Below are 15,742 nucleotides of genomic sequence, written 5' to 3'. Positions count from 1 at the left end.
TATACATCCTTCTCGAAAAGACCTTCTAACGTCCCCCGCCCACCCGGCAGCGATTCCATAGCACGTTGCCTTGAAGATACATTCTGAAACACCTCCATCCGTTCTGCTGATTCCGCCATTCTCCCCTACAGGCCAAGCCAGCCGTACTCCCCGCCCATTCATGAAATCGACGCATAGCTCTATACCCGGATAACGCAAAAACAATCTGCGAGCATGGGAGTCACTTTTTCTGATGAGTAGTGGCCAGGACTAGCGTATCGGGCGACAAAGACCCGCACCGCCTGCCTTGTCCACCCCTAAACCGCTGCCGAAACCGGGAATAGAATCAATGGACGACCTGCTGAACATATCCCGACGCACCTTTATGATCGTCGGCGCGGTGACGGCCGCGACGGTGGCCCTTCCACCCTTCATCAGCGCCAAAGCCTCTGCGGCGAACCTGACGCGACCGATCCAGGCCATGGTGGGGCTGACCGTCAATGGTCAGCCCCGGGCGATGGACGTGGATACCCGCACCACCCTGCTCGACGTCTTGCGGGAAAATCTCAAGCTGACCGGCACCAAGAAAGGTTGTGACCATGGCCAGTGCGGTGCCTGTACAGTCATCGTCGACGGTCGGCGTGTCAATTCCTGCTTGACCCTTGCGGTTATGCACGAAGGCTCGAAGATCATCACCATTGAAGGCCTCGGCACGCCGGACAAACTGCATGCGATGCAAGCGGCGTTCGTCAAACACGATGGCTATCAATGTGGCTATTGCACGCCAGGACAGATCTGTTCCGCCGTGGCGATGCTCGATGAAATTCGTCAGGGCATTCCCAGCCACGCCAGCGCCAGCCTCACCGCTGCCCCCCAACTGATCGCCAGCGAATTCCAGGAACGCATGAGCGGCAATATCTGCCGCTGCGGGGCGTACTCCAACATCATCGAGGCGATCAGCGAAGTCGCGGAGGTCAACGTATGAGACCTTTTACATATCTACGTGCCAAATCCCCGGCGGAAGCCGCTGCGTTGGCGGCCCAGGTCAGTGGTTCGCGGTTCATTGCCGGCGGCACCAACCTGCTGGACTTGATGAAGCTGGAGATCGAGACGCCCACGCACGTAATCGACGTCAACGGACTGGAGCTGGACCGCATCGAGGCCACATCCGAGGGCGGCCTGAGGATTGGCGCACTGGTGCGCAACACCGACCTGGCCGCCGATGCGCGGATCAGAAAGGACTACGGCCTGCTGTCCCGGGCGTTGCTCGCCGGAGCGTCAGGCCAGTTGCGCAACGCGGCCACCACCGCCGGCAACCTGCTGCAACGTACCCGCTGCCCTTACTTCTACGACACCTACCAAGCGTGCAACAAACGCCAACCTGGCAGTGGTTGCGCGGCCATCGGAGGCTTCAGTCGGCAATCGGCGATCATCGGGGTCAGCGACGCCTGCATCGCGACCCACCCCAGCGACATGGCCATCGCCCTGCGCGCCCTCGATGCCCAGGTTGAAACCGTGCGCCCGGACGGTACGACGCGGGTCATTGCCATGGCGGACTTCCATCGCTTGCCCGGCAATACCCCCAATATCGAAACCGCCCTGGCGCCCAATGAGCTGATCACCGCCGTTACCCTGCCGGCGCCCATTGGGGGCACGCATATTTACCAGAAGGTACGTGACCGCTCCTCCTATGCGTTCGCGCTGGTTTCGGTTGGTGCGGTGATTCAATCGGACGGCACCGGGCGCGTCGCGCTGGGCGGCGTCGCGCATAAGCCATGGCGCGTGGAAGCGGCCGAATCGGTGCTGCCCAGCGGGGCGAAAGCGGTGACCCAACGATTACTGGCCGACGCCACCCCCACCCATGAAAACGCATTCAAGCTGACCCTGGTGGAACGAACACTCGCCTCGGTGATAGCGCAAGCGAGGACCCAGGCATGAAATTCGATACCCCTGCCGCGACCAACCCCATCGACCAGATGAAAGTGGTCGGCAAGCCAACAGTCCGGATCGAAGGCTCCCTGAAGACCTGCGGGCGGGCCCCTTACGCCTACGAGCATCATGACGCCGTGGCAAACCAGGCCTATGGCTATGTCATCGGCTCAGCCATCGCCAAGGGTCGCATTACTTCCATGGACCTGTCGGATGCCGAGTCGGCACCGGGGGTCATCGTCATCGTCACCGCCGCCAACGCGGGCAAGCTGGGCAAAGGCAAATTCAACACTGCCAGGCTGCTGGGTGGGCCTGAGATCCAGCACTATCATCAGGCCGTGGCCATGGTGGTGGCGGAGACCTTCGAGCAAGCACGCGGTGCCGCCCAACGGGTGAAGGTCAGCTATTCACGCCACGACGGCGTGTTTGATCTGGCCAGCGTTCGCGACTTGGGAGTCGAGTCCAAGGAACAATTGGCCGACAGCCTGCATGGCGATTTCGACGGTGCATTTGCCGCCGCGCCCGTACAACTGGACGCGACCTACACCACGCCCGATCAAACCCACGCCATGATGGAACCCTTTGCCTCGATGGCCAGTTGGAAAGGTGATCGGGTGACGGTCTGGACCTCCAACCAAATGATCGACTGGTCCGTCACCGACCTCGCGGCCACCCTCGGCCTGCCCAAGCAAAACGTACGCCTGATCTCGCCTTACATTGGTGGCGGCTTCGGCGGCAAGCTGTTCATCCGATCGGACGCGGTGCTCGCCGCTATTGGCTCACGCCTGTCAGGTCGGCCGGTGAAAGTCGCGCTGAGTCGGCCGCTTATGATCAACAACAGCACCCATCGCCCGGCGACTATCCAGCGCATTCGGATTGGCGCCAACCGTGACGGTAAAATCACCGCCATGGGCCATGAAAGCTGGTCCGGGGACCTGCCTGGCGGCAAGGTCGAACGGGCTGCGCAGCCCAGTCAGTTGCTGTATGCCGGCGCCAACCGACGCGTCACGGCGCGCCTGTCCGTCCTCGATCTGCCGGAAGGCAACGCCATGCGCGCACCGGGAGAAACCCCTGGCCTGATGGCCTTGGAAATAGCCATGGACGAGATGGCCGAAAAGCTCAGCATCGACCCCATCGAGTTCCGCACTCTCAACGACACCCAGGTCGATCCGGTCAAACCCGAACGACGCTTCTCCCAGCGGCAACTGGTTGAATGCCTTAGAACCGGGGCCGAGCGATTCGGCTGGAGCCAGCGACATCGGCAACCAGGGGCGCAACGCGATGGACGCTGGTTCATCGGCATGGGCGTCGGTGCCGCCATTCGCGCCAATCAATTGGTGAAGTCCGGGGCACGGGTCCGGCTCAATGACCAGGGCATCGTTACCGTGGAAACCGACATGACCGACATCGGCACGGGCAGCTACACGATCATTGCCCAGACCGCTGCCGAGATGATGGGCTTGCCCCTCGACAAGGTAGTCGTGCGTCTGGGGGATTCGAGCTTTCCGGTATCCGCCGGTTCCGGTGGCCAGTTCGGCGCCAATTGCTCGACAGCTGGCGTCTACGCCGCCTGCGTGAAACTGCGCGAAGCCGTTGCGCAACGCCTGGGCATGGACGTGCTACAGGCGCAGTTCCGTGACGGACAGGTGAGCGTCGGCGACCAGCATCTGCCCCTGGGCGCCGCCGCACGCACTGGTGAGCTGGTCGCCGAGGATTCCATCGAGTTCGGTGGGCTCAACAAGCAATACGTACAGTCAACCTTTGGCGCCCACTTCGTTGAAGTCGCGGTCGACAGTGCCACCGGCGAAGTCCGTGTACGGCGCATGTTGGCCGTGTGCGCGGCGGGTCGAATACTCAACCCGACCTCAGCCCGCAGCCAAGTGATCGGCGCCATGACCATGGGAGTAGGCGCGGCGTTGATGGAAGAGTTGGCGGTGGACAAACGCCAGGGTTTTTTCGTCAATCACGATCTGGCCGGGTATGAAGTACCGGTCCATGCAGACATCCCCCATCAGGAAGTGATTTTCCTCGACGAAACCGACGAGTATTCCTCTCCAATGAAAGCCAAGGGGGTCGGTGAGCTGGGCTTGTGTGGCGTGAGTGCGGCAATTGCCAACGCGGTGTACAACGCCACCGGCGTGCGGGTCCGGGAATACCCGATCACCCTGGACAAATTGCTGGATAAGTTACCGCCGATGATCTGATCGATACAGCCTGGAACGATCATGGCGATCAGGGTCGTTCCAGCCTCGCGTCATTGCCCGTCGGGGTCGTCCCGGCCCTGATCTGCTCCATCCAGTCCACCACTTTTCGGTCCAGTACTTCGGCAATGGCGATGCGGATGGGTGTGCCAGTCCTGCTCCGCCCCTTGAAGGGCGCATCGACACGCACGGCGTTTGCAGCGATAGATACCGCTCACTCTATCCGCCGTGCGCTATTAAAATTAGTCACTAGAATCAGGAAAACTTATGCGGAACGCTCATTAATGCTGCGAGAAAATGCCAATGACCTGCTCGCCTTCCTGGCTGTGGCGCGGGAACGCAGCTTTACCAAGGCGGCCGCCAAGCTAGGGGTTTCCCAGTCAGCGCTGAGCCACACGATTCGCAGCCTCGAAGCACGCCTGGGGTTGCGCTTGCTGACGCGCACGACCCGCAGCGTTTCACCGACTGAAGCCGGTCGGCATCTGGTTGAGACGATTGGGCCGCACTTCGACCAGGTGGAGATCCAACTGGCGGCGCTGAGCGATCTGCGGGACAAACCCACGGGGACAATCCGTATCAACGCGATGGACCACGCGCTGGAATTTATCCTCAGGCCCGTACTGAAAACATTCCTGCCCAAGTACCCCGACATTTCGGTCGAGGTTTGTTGTGACTACAGTTTTGTCGATATTGCCGCATAGGGTTTCGATGCGGGGGTGCGCTTGGGTGAAGATGTGGCTCAGGGCATGATCGCCACTCGAATCGGGCCAGACATGCGCATGTTGGTCGTCGGATCCCCCGCCTACTTTGCCAATTGCCCAGTACCCTCGACACCCCGCGACCTGACACAGCATCGTTGCAATAACCTGCGCCTTCCTACCAATGGCGGCTTGTACGCCTGGGAGTTCAAAAAAGGCGAGGAAAGCCTCAATGTTCGAGTGTCGGGCCAAGTGACCTACAACGGCGCTTACCAACTGCTCGATGCCGCACTTGACGGCTTCGGCCTGAGCTACATTCCCGAGGACATGGTCGCGCCGCATATTGCCGCGGGAGATCTGGTGCAGGTACTGGACGACTGGTGTGCACCTTTCGTGGGCTTCCATCTCTATTACCCCAACCGTCGCCAGACATCCCCTGCGTTCGCGCTGTTGCTGGATGCCTTGCGTTATCGAGGCTGATTGCCGCGCCGTTTCCGCGCGGCACGGCGCGATGAAGCAGCCCAGAGCAACGTTCTCCCCGGACTCATCGCGCGCCGCCCGCGCAGACTGGACGTCATCAATGAGGTGGATACCTGCGACCAGGCACATCCGCACGCATCATTAATGAATTCTCCTCATCAAGCTATGCACCAGGGGCCGTATTGTTGCGCCATGGACAGCGATATAAGGTGATACAACCCACAAGAGGCGCTCTTGGCCAACCATCCAAGTCTCACCTTCAGGAATGAGTTCATGAAGAACAGCAAGAACGTCGTCGTTGTCATCGGCCCGGGCTCGATCGGCCAAGCCATTGCCCGGCGAGTCAGTGCCGGAAAACATGTGGTGTTGGCAGATCTGAAGCAGGAGAACGCCGATGCGGCTGCAAAGGTCTTGCTCGATGCCGGATTTGAGGTCACCACCACGACAGTGGACATCTCTTCTCGCCAGTCCGTACAAGCGCTGGTGCGTACAGCTACCGCAATCGGAGAGGTCACCGGGGTCATTCATGCCGCTGGTGTTTCCCCTTCCCAGGCCCCGGTCGCCACCATCCTGCGGGTCGATCTCTACGGCACCGCGGTGGTGCTGGAAGAGTTCGGCACCGTCATCGCCGAAGGCGGCTCGGCCGTGGTCATCGCTTCACAAGCCGGCCACCGCTTGCCTGCGTTGACGGCGGAACAGAACAAGGCACTGGCGATAACACCCGTGGACGATCTGCTAACCCTGCCTATGTTGCAACCCGACCAGATTACCGATCCTCTGCACGCCTATCAGGTATCCAAACGTGGCAACTCATTGCGCGTGATGGCTGAGGCGGTACGTTGGGGTAAACGAGGCGCGCGGGTCAATACCATCAGCCCGGGCATTATTTTCACGCCGCTGGCACGGGATGAGCTGAGCGGCCCTCGCGGCGAAGGTTACCGGAACATGATCGATCGCAGCGCCGCTGGACGCGGTGGCACCCCGGACGAGGTGGCTGCAGTTGGCGCGTTGCTCATGGGGCCGGAAGGCACTTTCATCACCGGCAGCGACTTCCTCATGGACGGCGGCGTGACGGCAGCTTACTGGTATGGCGACCTGGCGCCCAGCTAGTCAGCCTCGTCGTCCTTGACGGTTCAACCGTCTGGTACCTACGCGATTCCCTCGGCGGGATCGCGTCATCGCCGGGAAGACCAGTGCCTGGAAGCAGGTGGACATCCACATCCACACCTGCGGATATCGAAAACCAGACACCTGCCCCCTTCTCTCTCTTGTACACAACGCATCACCCCATTGGAAAAGGAAATGACTAAAGAAGTCGTTGTCGTTATTGGCGCCGGCGGGATCGGCCTGGCAATCGCCCGTCGTCAGGGGTTCGGCAAAACCGTGCTTCTGGCCGACTTCAATGAGAAGACATTGAGCGCCGCCGCCCAGGACATGCGCAATGCCAGCTATGCCGTTGCAACACACCCAGTCGACGTATCCTCGCGCGAGTCGGTACAGGCACTCGCCCGTGCCGCTGCTGCGCTCGGTAACGTGGTCCAGGTCATCAACACCGCTGGCGTTTCACCCAATATGGCGTCGGTCGAGCAGATCCTGAAAGTGGACCTCTATGGTTCGGCGTTGGTGTTCGATGAGTTCGAAAACGTCATCGCACCAGGCGGATCCGCCCTGGTGATTTCCAGCATGGCGGGACACATGATGCCGGCGTTGCCCCCGGAGCAGGATCGGGCCCTGGCGTATACGCCCACCGAAGAACTGCTCGGCTTGCCCTTCCTGCAAGCGGACGCCGTGCCCAACTCTCTGGTTGCCTACATGATCGCCAAACGCGCCAATCATCTTCGCGTGCAAGCCTCGGCTATCCGTTGGGGTGAGCGTGGCGCACGGGTGAACTCGATCAGTCCAGGCATCATCGTCACGCCCCTGGCACAGCATGAATTGAACTCCGACATCGGCGACATGTACCGCACCATGGTCACCGCTTCGCCCGCGAAACGGATGGCACCGCCAGAAGAAGTCGCCATCAGTGCTGCGTTCCTGCTGGGTCCCGACGCCGGCTTCATCACCGGCAGCGATTTGCTGATCGATGGCGGCGTGATCGCTGCGATGCGCGCGGGCAAACTGCAAACCCCGGGTTGACAGACGACGCCCCCGGTATCACAGCGAGCCGACAATCCGGTCGCGCTGGCGCTGATGCCCAAGCACGCGATTTGTTCGGCCAGGCGCTGTGCATACAACGGTGGGATAGGCCCTTTGCGGGTCGTAGCTGGCCGGAGTGTAGCCGTTGGCGACGATGTCCAGGTCGCCCAGCTGGTAGGTCACCGGATGGATGTTGACCTTGCCCGGCTCATTCTTGCTAAGCGCACCGGCCTAGACCAGCGTGAACGGGTTCCTCCTGTAGTCAGCCGCCATGCTCTTGCCAGCCGAAATGCCGACCAGCGCGGCCATGAATGTGGCTTTGAGCGCAGTGCTTCTCACACGTTTTCTCCAAACGATTGAAGTGTGAACAGCAGGATTTTTCTGATTCGCCAGACCATCAGTCCAGGTCAATCCAGACGCTTCTCAGCAAGGAACTTGGCCACCAAGTCCGCGATCTGGACGTTGTTCAGGTCTGACATAAGAAAGTGCGTGTTGCCCTTGATGCCCACTTCGGGAAGGTGAATCAGCCTCACATCACCGCCATGTCTGTTAACGCTGTCGCGCCACAGTCGAGCCATCGCGAGCCGGGCTCGCCAGCTGTCTTGAGCCGGTAGGTCGATGGCATGATCGGGGATGTTGTCGCCGTAGAGGATCAGGATCGGAATCCGCGTCAATGCCATGAACTGGCTCATCGGCACCTCGGTGCCTTGTACCGTGTCGAAGGCACTGGGTATCGGTGCCGGGACTTCTCCTGAAGGAAAGACGAAGCTGCTCCCCGGCTCGAACGCGACGATGGCCCTCACCTTGTCGTTCTTGATCGCGGTGAGCCAGCCGGGGCCGCCGCCCTGGGAGTGAGTGAACAAGATGCCGGGGCCGACCCGGTTGAACGCCGCGGATACGCCATCGGAAACCACGCCCATATCGAACGGCCCGGTGTTGGGGGTCATGGCGCGAAAGAACTGGTCGCGCGTTTGCTCATCGCGTGCGGCCTGCACGCCGTCAAAATAGTTGGGCCACAAACCGATGCGGAACTGGTTGAACCACAGCTGTTCGTCCGGCGTGGGCTTGAGCGTCGCTTCTACCATGCTGCGACCGGCATTGCCGCGGCGGGGTTGGTCGACCAGGTACACGCTGAACTGACGGCGCAGGAAAATGTTCTGGAAGCCTTCACGGCCATCGGCTGTGGTTTCCCAGGTTTTGGAAAACTGGCCGGCGCCGTGCCACATGACGATCGGTAGTTTTCGCGCGTTGACCGGCACCTGGTAAAACACATAGGCGTGATCGCCATGGTAGGTTTGGCCATCGGGCAACATGGGCTTGTGCGGGTCGAACGTACCCGGTGTCGTGATCAGGGTGCCGCCGGCGGCGAAGCTGCCCTGCTCCTTAATCTGCATCGGCGCGGCAGTGTTGCCTGGGTTGCGGGTAGGCGTCGCACAGGCTGCAAGCAGGCACGTGATAGCGAGGATTAGAACGTTCCCTGTGCTCTTCATCTTCAATTGCCCGATGCCGCAAGGGCTTGAGTCAGCGCAGCCCTTGCACGCTGGGCGACTGCTTCGCCTGCGTGTTTGGCGAGTACTTCGGTCACTTGGCGCAGTTGGCCAGCACTCAAGCCGACCCGCATGCTCGCCAGCATATGGGAGCGCAACTGCGGCTCGGCACCCGGTGTCGCTGCCAAAGCGCCGACGGTGGCCAGTTCACGGCCTTGCCAATCCAGGTTGTCGCGCTCGAAGATGTCGCCGAACAGATGGGCCTGCAGGTACTGGTTGATGACCGGCGCAAAGTCGAACACCGGACCTTTCACTGGACCACCCGATATGCGGGTCTGGTTAACGGTACCGATCTCAACCAACGCCTGGCCCGTTGGGATGGGCAGGCTGGGTTCGCGACCTGGGGCATCCTGAATACCTCGCGCTTTGCGCGCATCAACGACTTTCATCAGTTCGCCCAGCGCATTCAGGCTGCGTGGGAACCCGGCGTACGCATAGAGCTGCACCAGAATTTCCTTGGCTTCAAAGATGGTCAGGCCCGCATCCAATCCTTGATTCAACGCCTGATTAAGGCGGGGCATGTCGCTGGATGCCATAAACGCAGCAATCAGTGGAATGGCCTGCTGCTTGCTCGACAATACTTCGCAGGGCGGTGCTGCGTTGGCGGTGGCGGGCTGTGCCACGCCGTCTTGGGCGATAACGCCGGGAACCTCACCCAAGCCAAGGCACAATGCCAAGAGCGCGGCCAGGGAGCGGGTTTCGCGATACGAAGTCATTTCGGCGCGCCTGCGTACTCGGCATCGGAGACCTTGGCGCCCCAGGTAACGGCGCTGCCATCCAGGGATTCCGCCAACGCGATATGGGTCATGGCTGTGGTGGCGGTAGCCCCATGCCAGTGACGCACGTTGGCGGGAATCCATACGGTGTCGCCTGGGCGAATTTCCTGGCGGGCACCGCCTTCCTCCTGCACATAGCCCACGCCAGCGGTGACGATGAGCGTCTGGCCCAGCGGGTGGGTATGCCAAGCGGTGCGTGCGCCAGGCTCAAAGGTGACTGTACCGCCGCCAATGCGTGCGGGCGTATCGCCCTTGAACAGGCCATCAACCCGTACGGTGCCTGTGAAGTTCTCAGCAGGACCTTGAACGGAAGGCTGGGAGCCAATACGGGTGACGCGCACTTCCTTGGTTTCCTCGGCTGTTGCTTCGCCTGCCATCAGAGAAAAGGCAACCAGCGGGGCGATCAGGGGATTCATAGGTATAGCTCCCAATGAGGACGGATCAAAGCCCCGTCATCTTTAGTACGGCCTCAGGCAGGCGTTCGCCAAGGACCTGGATCTGCGAAATCTGCTCATGGATCGCGCGCAGGTCATCGCCGCTCAATTCGAGCTCGATAGCGCCAAGGTTTTCATCCAGTCGGTGCTGTTTCGTCGTGCCGGGGATTGGCACGATCCAGGGCTTCTGGGCCAGCAGCCAAGCCAAGGCCACTTGGGCAGGCGTGGCGTTCTTGCGCTGTGCGACGGCCTTTATCACCTCGACCAAGGCCAAGTTGGCCTTGCGTGCCTCCGAGGAGAAACGCGGCACGAAGTTACGGAAGTCCGACGCATCAAACCGAGTGTTCTCATCGATCTTGCCGGTGAGAAAACCGGCGCCAAGTGGGCTGAACGGCACGAAGCCGATGCCCAACTCCTCCAACACGGGCAGCAGCTCTTGCTCAGGGCCACGCCAGAACAACGAGTACTCACTCTGCACCGCAGACAGCGGCTGCACCGCGTGGGCGCGGCGGATCGTCTCGACACTGGCTTCAGAGAGGCCAACGTGTTTGACCTTGCCTTCAGCGATCAGGTCTTTGAGGGTGCCTGCGACCTCTTCGATGGGGACCGCAGGATCGACACGATGTTGGTAGAACAGATCGATACGGTCGGTGCGCAGGCGCTTCAATGCGGCGTCAGCCACTGCGCGGATATGCTCCGGTCGACTGTTGAGCCCAGCCCCTCGGGCACCGGAAATCAAATCGATATCGAAGCCAAACTTGGTGGCGATCACGACCTGGTCGCGGATTGGCCGCAGGGCTTCACCGAGCAGCTCTTCATTGCTGAACGGTCCGTAGGCCTCGGCGGTGTCGAACAGGTTCACGCCACGGTCGTGGGCGGTGCGGATCAGCTTGATCATGTCCTGTTTGTCGGCGGCCGGGCCGTAGACCTGGGTCATGTTCATGCAGCCAAGACCGAGTGCGGACACTTCCAGGCCGTTGCCCAAAATGCGGGTTTTCATGACTGTCTCCAGCTTAGAGATTGGGGGACGCAGCGGATCGATAACGCGCATCGCTTAGCGTCCGACACGCGCTTTAAGCGACTCGGGGTAGCGGTCACCTTGAATGCTGATCTGCGACAAGGCGCAGGTGATGGCCTCCAGCTCCGCATCGGTAAGGTTGACCGACGCACTGCCAATGTTTTCTTTAAGACGATGCAGCTTGGTCGTCCCCGGAATCGGAACGATGCACGGCGCCTGGGCGAGCAGCCAGGCGAGAGCGATCTGCGCAGGCGTTACTTCTTTTTGCGCGGCGATCTCACGCAGCCGAATGACCAGGTTCTGATTGGCCTGCAGCGCCTCCTGGCCAAAGCGTGGAACGATGCTGCGAAAGTCATCGCTGCCAAACGATGTGTCGGCTGAAATAGCGCCGGTGAGAAAACCTTTGCCCAACGGGCTAAACGGTACGAAGCCGATGCCCAGTTCGGAGAGGGTTGGGAAAACATCCAATTCGGGCTCCCGCCACCACATCGAATATTCACTTTGCAGCGCCGTGACCGGTTGCACGGCGTGCGCCCGACGGATGGTCTGTGCGCCTGCTTCCGAGAGGCCGAAGTGCTTGACCTTGCCTTCGGCGATCAGCGCTTTGACGGTACCCGCGACGTCTTCGATGGGTACATCCGGGTCGACCCGATGCTGGTAAAGAAGATCGATGCAGTCGGTCCTGAGCCGACGCAGCGAACCCTCGACAGCCTCGCGAATATGCTCCGGGCGGCTGTTGAGAATCTGTTGACTGTTGTCCTCGCCAAAGGTGAAACCAAATTTGGTGGCGATCACCACCTGATCGCGCACGGGCGCCAACGCCTGGCCCACCACCTCTTCGTTCAGGTAGGGGCCATACACCTGCGCGGTGTCGAAAAAGGTGACGCCCATGTCAACGGCGGCGCGGATCAGCGACACAGCATCCTTGGTATCAGTAGCAGGACCATAGCCATGGCTTAGGCCCATGCAACCCAGGCCAAGTGCCGAGACCTCTAAAGAACTGTTGCCCAGATAGCGCTTTTGCATCGTGTTCTCTCCCAGCGTGAGCGAACCCCCAGCCGTGAATCAAGAAAGGGGGAAGGTTGCAGTCAGTCGCCTGCATCCTGGATGGGGAGACGTTAAGGGAGGACGTTCAAGCGGACTACCCAGGCAAATCGGCAAGGGCATATGAAGAGAACTCATCAATCTAAAGCATCGTCGCTGCAACCGTTGATTCACCGCAACATTCATGAGCAGTGCTCATTTCCCCTTGCGGGATTAGAGGCTTAATCAAACATTCAGTAACACTTATGCTAGCGAGCTACTTACCGGCTCTAGGCGAACTCCGTGCCATCTCTTGGTCCTGCCGAGACAGAATTCAACGCTGGCAGTTCATCGGACGTGCCGCGCAAAACCAACAACTTGCAGTTGATGCTCAACCTGAGTGCGTTGATGTCGTTCGCCTCGATTTCCACTGATATGTATCTACCTACCCTGCCCGCCATTGGTCGCGCATTACAGACTGATTCAGCGGGCGTTGAGTTGACCTTCTCCGCGTTCCTGATCGGGTTCAGCCTCGGCCAGTTGATATGGGGGCCGATCAGCGACCGCGTTGGACGCAATACATTCGTCGCTTATTGGCGACTGATCCGCCATCCTCATTTAATCGGCTATGCATTATCGGGCGGTTTTTTTCTACGGCGGTGCCTATGCCTTTATCGTCGCCCCCCCTTCGCATATATCGACTTTTACCAAGTATCCCCGCAGACCTACGGGTGGCTGTTCGGTTTCCAGTGAAGTAATGCGAGAAGGTTTGCGTCCAGATCGCCGAGAAACGCCCAGATCCAGCCGTAGCGCTCAAGTGTGGGATAGGCATCGGCTCGCGCCTTAGCCGGAATGCGCAAATGCGGTTGTGCCGGGATATGTGTGCAAATGCCGTCCGCTCCAAACAGCCATCCGTGGTAAGGGCACTGCACGCTCTCCCCAACTTTGATGCCGGCCGAAAGCGAGCCCCCACGATGAGCGCAGACATCGGATAGAAGATCTGCCTTCCCGTTGTCATCACGAAAGGCAACGAACGGCTGGCCAAGCAAGCGTACTGCCGCAAGTTCGTCGGTCAATTGTGAGGATGGCAGGAAGACATACCAAAGGTTTGCGAGCATCAGGAAGTTGAACTCAATGGCTGGGAACGGGAGTGGCTTAGCCTTCTTTGACGCATTTCGGACAACGGTGTTCAGCTCGGTGTGAGATCTCGAATGAATCGAACCTCTCCTCATTAATTGCCGGGTATTGGTCTGTATCCAAGTGTGTATGGAGGCGGACGCGTTACACAACATTGAGTTTGCTGTGGCGCAAGACACAAGCGAGATACACCGACAGGATCAACTACGGTCACGGCCAGCGCAGTACGTCCCGTGCCTGGCACCTCTCATTGGGAGCAGTTCAAGTGCTTCCATTTTCTTGACCACAATTCGGAGGCTTAAACCAATGCAAGCAACTATGTCATCGGTCTTGAAGCGGCTGCACCTTAATCTTGATGGCGTTGGCGCCTGGATCGCCCCTTTAAGCCTGCGCGTTTTTCTGGCGTGGGAGTTTTTTGAAGCGGGGTGGGAAAAGTGGAACGGTGAGAACTGGTTCCCAAGCATTCAAGGTGCCTTTCCTTTTCCCTTTAATCAGCTGCCCGCTACGTTCAATTGGCAGTTATCAATGTGGGCAGAACTGCTCTGTTCGATTGCTTTGCTTGTCGGTCTGGGAACACGCCTCTCTGCACTTATCCTCATAGTGGTCACCGTCGTGGCAACTGCTGCAGTTCACTGGCCAGCAGACTGGTCGACATTGAGCGAACTGGCCAGAGGCTACTCCATCAGCAACAACGGCTACGGCAATTTCAAACTTCCTTTGATCTATCTCGTAGCACTTGTGCCGCTGCTGTTCACGGGCGCCGGCAAGCTGAGCCTGGATGCATTCATCGATCGGTGTATCAAGCGTTTGAATAGGCGCTGAATGGTTATGGCTTTCGTCAGATACATCGAGTAAGAGAATTAAGCTCATGCAAACGAATACTTCATCATCAGAACGTTCAGCCCCACAGCCCCCGCTTAAGCCGACCGTTGGGCTCGGATTGCGCCGTGCGCTTCTCAAAACACTTCGTGACGCTCCCGTCGGGGATTTCGATTTTCTGGAAGTTGCTCCGGAGAATTGGATTGGCATCGGCGGCGCTCATGGCGAGGCCTTGCAGTTGCTAGCTGAACGCTACCCGCTGTCATGCCATGGCCTGTCACTCTCGCTGGGTGGTAGTGCGCCGTTGGACGAGTCTTTTCTTGAGCAAGTACGCGGGTTTCTCGATCGCTACGACGTGCCGTTTTATAGCGAACACCTGAGTTACTGCAGTGACGACGGCCACCTATATGACCTGCTGCCGTTGCCATTTACTGAGGAGGCAGTTCATCACGTTGCTGCGCGTATCCGTCGTGCACAGGACATTCTCGGCCGCCGTCTTGCTGTAGAGAACGTCTCTTACTACGCCGCTGCTCATCAGGATATGGACGAACTTGCTTTCACCAATGCAGTACTTCGCGAGGCTGATTGCGACCTTTTGCTCGACGTCAACAATGTGTACGTCAACTCAGTGAATCATCGGTTTGATCCAGCAGTTTTCCTGGCCGGCCTGGAACCTGAACGCGTGCTTTGGTGCGTGTGGCCGTCGATGGCTGACTCCACTGCAAGTTTGAGATCTATCTGAACCTGGTGTTCAATAATCTCCTGAGTTTGTTGGGTGGAACGTTTCCGGTACTGGTGGCCGTGCTGGGCGATACTGGTTGGCGTGCGCTGGTTCGACGTTTTTTGCGTGACTACCGCGCGCAAACGCCACGTTTCGGAGAAATTGCACGCGAGTTTGTAGACTTCGTAGCGAGCCTGGAGGACTCGCCTGGTCACGAACATTCCTGGTACGCGTTCTTACCTGAATTGGCCCATTACGAGTGGGTGGAGATGGCGCTGCAGCAATTGGACGCTGCGCCGCTAACGGCCAGTGATGCGGCGCAGTTACTCGACCGCCCCCTTCGGCTATCCCCGCTCGTCTGGCCGCTGGCTTACACCTGGGACGTAAATCGTCTCGGGCCAGGCCACCTGCCTTTTGAGCCGCCAGAGCAACCGAAGTTGCTGCTGATCAGCCGTGTGCCGAGTGGTCAAGTGCAGTTCTCCGAGGTCAGCCCGCTGGCATTCCGTTTGTTGCAGCGGATCGAGCAGTTCCCGGACATGGACGGTCGAGCGCAGTTGCACGCTTTGGCTGCAGAGGCTGGTGCATCAGATGTGACCAGCTTCGTTGCTGACGCCCACGTTCTTCTGCGCCAGCTGCATGAACAAGCTGCAGTCGGCGTGTCAGCGACACACTGATTTAAGGCTGTTGTCCTGACTGACGATCAAAAGCCGAGGTCAGTTTTTGTATCTCTATGTATCCGCATGCGAAGTCTTGGGATTGGCTTACAAATGCCTCTCTCCCCTGATACATCGGCGTTTTTCAAGGTAGTTGTCGCGTCGCCTAACTATGCCGCTCTTTTGTCGAA

The 15,742-nt window shown here is 59.5% G+C and carries 14 protein-coding genes and 3 pseudogenes; 10 read left to right on the top strand and 7 right to left on the bottom strand.

Annotated elements, in window-relative coordinates:
• Positions 1 to 328 precede the first annotated feature (328 nt).
• From paoA to J7E36_RS12430, 6 genes and pseudogenes are all read left to right on the top strand, one after another.
• Positions 329 to 964 carry an aldehyde dehydrogenase iron-sulfur subunit PaoA gene (gene paoA / locus J7E36_RS12455; RefSeq protein WP_215003268.1) on the top strand — a complete coding sequence of 212 codons (636 nt, stop codon included), beginning with the start codon at positions 329 to 331 and terminating at the stop codon, positions 962 to 964.
• On the top strand, positions 961 to 1,917 hold the full coding sequence (locus J7E36_RS12450) for an FAD binding domain-containing protein (RefSeq protein ID WP_215003266.1): 957 nt from the start codon (positions 961 to 963) through the stop codon (positions 1,915 to 1,917). The genes paoA and J7E36_RS12450 overlap by 4 nt, the downstream gene beginning before the upstream one ends.
• The gene (paoC, locus tag J7E36_RS12445; RefSeq protein WP_215003264.1) at positions 1,914 to 4,112 is read left to right on the top strand and encodes an aldehyde oxidoreductase molybdenum-binding subunit PaoC; all 2,199 of its coding nucleotides are present in this window, start codon (positions 1,914 to 1,916) and stop codon (positions 4,110 to 4,112) included. The genes J7E36_RS12450 and paoC overlap by 4 nt, the downstream gene beginning before the upstream one ends.
• A 281-nt stretch (positions 4,113 to 4,393) precedes the next feature.
• Positions 4,394 to 5,287, top strand: a pseudogene (locus J7E36_RS12440) (LysR family transcriptional regulator).
• A 273-nt stretch (positions 5,288 to 5,560) separates the two neighbouring features.
• A complete protein-coding gene (locus J7E36_RS12435) occupies positions 5,561 to 6,397 on the top strand; it encodes an SDR family oxidoreductase (protein WP_215003262.1) in 837 nt (278 codons plus the stop codon).
• 192 nt (positions 6,398 to 6,589) lie between these two features.
• Positions 6,590 to 7,423: an SDR family oxidoreductase gene (locus J7E36_RS12430; protein ID WP_215003260.1), complete on the top strand. Its 834-nt coding sequence runs from the start codon at positions 6,590 to 6,592 to the stop codon at positions 7,421 to 7,423.
• Positions 7,424 to 7,465: 42 nt separating this feature from the next.
• Here J7E36_RS12430 and J7E36_RS25295 read toward each other — a convergent pair.
• From J7E36_RS25295 to J7E36_RS12400, 6 genes and pseudogenes are all read right to left on the bottom strand, one after another.
• Positions 7,466 to 7,762: pseudogene (locus J7E36_RS25295) on the bottom strand (alpha/beta hydrolase); the annotation flags it as partial.
• Between the two features lie 68 nt (positions 7,763 to 7,830).
• Positions 7,831 to 8,913, bottom strand: a complete 1,083-nt coding sequence (locus tag J7E36_RS12420; protein WP_215003469.1) for an alpha/beta hydrolase — start codon at positions 8,911 to 8,913, stop codon at positions 7,831 to 7,833.
• A 2-nt stretch (positions 8,914 to 8,915) separates the two neighbouring features.
• A complete protein-coding gene (locus J7E36_RS12415; protein WP_215003256.1) occupies positions 8,916 to 9,686 on the bottom strand; it encodes a carboxymuconolactone decarboxylase family protein in 771 nt (256 codons plus the stop codon).
• On the bottom strand, positions 9,683 to 10,162 hold the full coding sequence (locus tag J7E36_RS12410; protein WP_215003253.1) for a (R)-mandelonitrile lyase: 480 nt from the start codon (positions 10,160 to 10,162) through the stop codon (positions 9,683 to 9,685). Before J7E36_RS12410 ends, J7E36_RS12415 begins: the two co-directional genes overlap by 4 nt.
• Before the next feature lie 25 nt (positions 10,163 to 10,187).
• Positions 10,188 to 11,180 carry an aldo/keto reductase gene (locus J7E36_RS12405; protein WP_215003251.1) on the bottom strand — a complete coding sequence of 331 codons (993 nt, stop codon included), beginning with the start codon at positions 11,178 to 11,180 and terminating at the stop codon, positions 10,188 to 10,190.
• Positions 11,181 to 11,234: 54 nt separating this feature from the next.
• A complete protein-coding gene (locus J7E36_RS12400) occupies positions 11,235 to 12,224 on the bottom strand; it encodes an aldo/keto reductase (protein WP_215003250.1) in 990 nt (329 codons plus the stop codon).
• A gap of 300 nt (positions 12,225 to 12,524) precedes the next feature.
• Here J7E36_RS12400 and J7E36_RS12395 point away from each other — a divergent pair, with 300 nt between their 5' ends.
• Positions 12,525 to 12,974, top strand: a complete 450-nt coding sequence (locus J7E36_RS12395) for an MFS transporter (RefSeq protein ID WP_231286343.1) — start codon at positions 12,525 to 12,527, stop codon at positions 12,972 to 12,974.
• On the opposite strand, the gene J7E36_RS12390 is transcribed toward J7E36_RS12395, so the two are convergent.
• Positions 12,947 to 13,339, bottom strand: coding sequence for a Rieske 2Fe-2S domain-containing protein (locus J7E36_RS12390; protein ID WP_231286342.1), 393 nt, complete (start codon positions 13,337 to 13,339; stop codon positions 12,947 to 12,949). The two genes, J7E36_RS12395 and J7E36_RS12390, sit on opposite strands and share 28 nt — an antisense overlap.
• A 325-nt stretch (positions 13,340 to 13,664) precedes the next feature.
• Between J7E36_RS12390 and J7E36_RS12385 the strand changes: the two genes are divergently transcribed.
• The 3 genes and pseudogenes from J7E36_RS12385 (at position 13,665) to J7E36_RS12375 (ending at position 15,572) form a co-directional block, all read left to right on the top strand.
• Positions 13,665 to 14,180, top strand: coding sequence for an HvfX family Cu-binding RiPP maturation protein (locus J7E36_RS12385; RefSeq protein ID WP_215003248.1), 516 nt, complete (start codon positions 13,665 to 13,667; stop codon positions 14,178 to 14,180).
• Between the two features lie 46 nt (positions 14,181 to 14,226).
• Positions 14,227 to 14,865 (top strand): annotated as a pseudogene (locus J7E36_RS12380) (DUF692 domain-containing protein); the annotation flags it as partial.
• A gap of 59 nt (positions 14,866 to 14,924) precedes the next feature.
• On the top strand, positions 14,925 to 15,572 hold the full coding sequence (locus J7E36_RS12375) for an HvfC family RiPP maturation protein (protein WP_231286341.1): 648 nt from the start codon (positions 14,925 to 14,927) through the stop codon (positions 15,570 to 15,572).
• The last annotated feature ends 170 nt before the right edge of the window (positions 15,573 to 15,742 follow it).

It is taken from the genome of Pseudomonas fluorescens, assembly GCF_018614775.1.
In the GTDB taxonomy this organism is placed as follows: domain Bacteria; phylum Pseudomonadota; class Gammaproteobacteria; order Pseudomonadales; family Pseudomonadaceae; genus Aquipseudomonas; species Aquipseudomonas fluorescens_BY.
Note: the sequence above shows the minus strand (reverse complement) of the source record. Positions and strands in the feature narration are given on the sequence as shown.